Origin of the sequence: Flavobacterium cryoconiti (assembly GCF_048158645.1) — a bacterium.
GTDB lineage: Bacteria > Bacteroidota > Bacteroidia > Flavobacteriales > Flavobacteriaceae > Flavobacterium > Flavobacterium cryoconiti.
Genome location: NZ_JBLNKW010000024.1, coordinates 1 through 3,324, shown reverse-complemented (window position 1 = coordinate 3,324; position 3,324 = coordinate 1). Strand labels below are relative to the sequence as shown.

At 31.1% G+C, this 3,324-nt stretch carries 1 protein-coding gene and 1 pseudogene; one reads left to right on the top strand and one right to left on the bottom strand.

All coding sequences use genetic code 11. The features are described from left to right. Positions 1-137 precede the first annotated feature (137 nt). Positions 138-251, bottom strand: coding sequence for a hypothetical protein (locus tag ACM55H_RS17855; RefSeq protein WP_416837802.1), 114 nt, complete (start codon positions 249-251; stop codon positions 138-140). 1,079 nt (positions 252-1,330) lie between these two features. Between ACM55H_RS17855 and ACM55H_RS17850 the strand changes: the two are divergent. Next, positions 1,331-3,324, top strand: a pseudogene (locus tag ACM55H_RS17850) (hypothetical protein); the annotation flags it as partial.

Below are 3,324 nucleotides of genomic sequence, written 5' to 3'. Positions count from 1 at the left end.
ATCTCAGGTAATAACAACTTGAGGATGTCGATAAAAGAATCTTGCATTCAGGTATAATTTAGAAATACAAATATCTAGATTTTAATATTTCCCCACAACAATATGTCTTGATCCGGATTAATCTTAAAAGTTGGAGATTAGGCAAAAAGATTAGATAATCTGAATAAGAAGAAATTAATCTTTCTCGCTCCTCTAAATTGACTTTTAAAAGCTTTTATTTTGGCATTAAAAGATTCTGCTGAAGCATTTATACTTCGATTGTCAAAATAGTTTAATAATGACTCATTATCGATTTTGAGATTGCATTGAAGAATTTGAAACCGGATTGACTAACTTTTTCATGCCATCTTGCCAATCTAGAATAACCAATAATTTTATCTGTAGTGTTCTCAAAGATATTTTGTAATTATTGTGCCAAATTATAGACTTTTTTAATATCAGGATATTATTCAAATAATATCACGGCTCTTTCTTTTTGATTTTCTGTTCATTTTTTTTTTTTTTTTTTTCTCTCTCTCTCTAAAATTTAGCGACTTCTGGCTTGTGATTGTTTTAGAAATCCTTGTTTTGATGTTGTAGTTTTTTACCACTAACGCCATAGGAAGAGGCGATAGCATTGCAAGCATTAGCCTTGGAGCTTATTAATTTCTTTAAAAAAAAACGCAAACTTGTGTGTGACAAGAGTTTCGTCTGCCCCTAAATTCCAATCACTAAAACAACTTGCCTAGTGTCTTTATTAAACCATCTTCTGCAAGTAGTATGAAAATATACTTGGTGTCCACGAATTTGGAAATATTTAATGGATATCTAGCCAAAGAATCCTTTTGAACTTAGTTTTTCATGACTATGTTCTCTTGGAGTAAACCTGGCCTTTTTTTAAGAGTTAGCTAATGATATTCAATGATTATCCTTTATAATAACTTAATAAGTTCGCTTTGCTAATCTTGCGTCTGATTAGGAAATACAAATATTTCTTTTTAATATTTCATCACAACTTTTATAATTGAAGCAAATTTAGTTTGTGTCAATTATAACGATTAGTATTCTTTAAGTATGTTTTTTTAATTAAATCAAATAGATTTTAGACCATTTCAAAATAACTCATATGGGAATATAATTTATTGATTGATAATTAGTTATTTGTATTTTGATAATTTGTTTACAATTGTATTTCGATGTAAATATTAGGTCAGATGTTAATAATTTAGTTAAAATTTTATTAAATTTTAACTAAATCACTGGGAATAAATTCCTACTTTTATTTTTTTAAAATTATTAATCATTTAGTCATAACTATTAGTAATTATATATTAACAACAAAATTCATTTTATGAAAAATAAATTACTTTTATTTTTACTATTTCATTTGTTATTGGGGAATAAATTAATTGCAGAAAATTTGACAGATGTTGTAAATATCCATAACGCAAATTTGGAATTAATAACTACAATTATTCCTTCGGATACAATAAAAAAATATAAAAAAACATCAAGGAATTTAAAAATTACTGCTCTTTTATCTCCTCCTTCTACTATAGCAGGAAGTTCTTGCGGAGATGGAATTAGCCCGTCGCAGGTTAATGTTTACGCCTTCGGAAATAGTAGTTCTGAAACTATTGAGTGGTTCGCATCTCAAACTTCAGCGAGTCCAATATTTACTGGTAATGTCTATAGTCCAAGTATTATGACAACTAAAACGTATTATGTACGCAGCCGATTAGGAAGTGATACTAGTACGCGTGTACCAGTCGTAGCATCAATTTATTTTACACCTCCTGCGGTTACTTTATCGGCTTCTCCAGTTAATAATACGTCAAGTCCATTATGTTTGGGAACATCTGTTACTTTTACAGCATCAGGTGGAGCTGATTTATTTGAATTTTCAGTTGATGGGGTTGTTGTGCAACCGATGTCTACAAGTAAAATTTTCACAACTAATCTTCTAACTGATGGACAAGTTGTAAGAGTGAGAACAAGATATCAGGTAAGTATGGATGGGACTATTACTGAAAAAACATGGGGAACAGGAGCTTTGGAAGATAATTTTCTTTCAGCACCATTGTCTACTAATGCTTCGACTGGCTATATTAACTCATTAAAAATTAGTGCTTCCGAAGATAAATTGGTTTTAGGTATTGCGGGTAAAGTTCTAAACAATAGAAGTTTATTGTTATTTCTTGATACAAAACCTGGAGGATTTAATGTATCAAATTATGGTGACGAGGCAGATTCAGATCCTTTAGTTCGATCTTTCAACCTTTTTAATAATAATCCAAGTACATTTGATTCATATTTTCAAGCGGATTATTGTTTAGTTATTTCTACTGATGCTGGAGAAACTAATTATTATGCAAATGTTGTCGAATTAAAGACGGGTACTTCTATTAAAACTTATTTAGGAAGTGCTTCTACAGGTCTACCTTCAGCAGTAATGGGTGTTAATAAAAATAATGCTGGAATTAATGATTATAATCTTGGTTTTGAAGTTGAAGTTTTAAAATCTCTTATTGGTTATACAACAGGGGATATTAAGTTTTTTGGATTAACTATGAATGATAAAGAAGATGGTAGTCAAACGGTTACCAATTCTTTTTTAAGTCCAGAAAGAAGTAGTAATTTAGATTATGGGATTGGTTCAGTAGATTATAATTTGAAAGATCCAAATCCAGTTGTGGTTTCCTCTGCTGCATTAACACCTTGTTATTCTGAGGCAAATATTATGATGAATTTTGTTTCTATTCCAACAACTGCTAGTGTGACACAACCTACATGTGCTTTACAATCAGGGACAATTGTTATAGCGGTACAGCCAGGTGTAGAATATAGTATAGATGGTGTAACTTATCAAAATTCTAATGAGTTTTCGGGATTGACTCAGGGAAATTATACAATATATGTAAGAAATAAATTAGATAATTCTTGTGTTCTTTCTTCAGTAGATCCTATTATAATTAATGCAATTCCAACTCCTCCAGTTGTTCCAACAAGTACCAGTATCATACAGCCAACTTGTGGAACTCCATCAGGAAGTATAGCGATAGTAACCCAATCTGGTGTTGAATACAGTTTGGATGGAATAACGTATCAGTCATCGAATACCTTTACAGGATTGGCACCTACAGATTATACATTGTATGTAAGAAACCTTGCTGACAATACATGTGTAACTCCATCAGCTTCCGTAACAACAATTAATGCAATTCCAACTCCTCCAGTTGTTCCAACAAGTACCAGTATCATACAGCCAACTTGTGGAACTCCATCAGGAAGTATAGCGATAGTAACCCAATCTGGTGTTGAATACAGTTTGGATGGAATAACGTA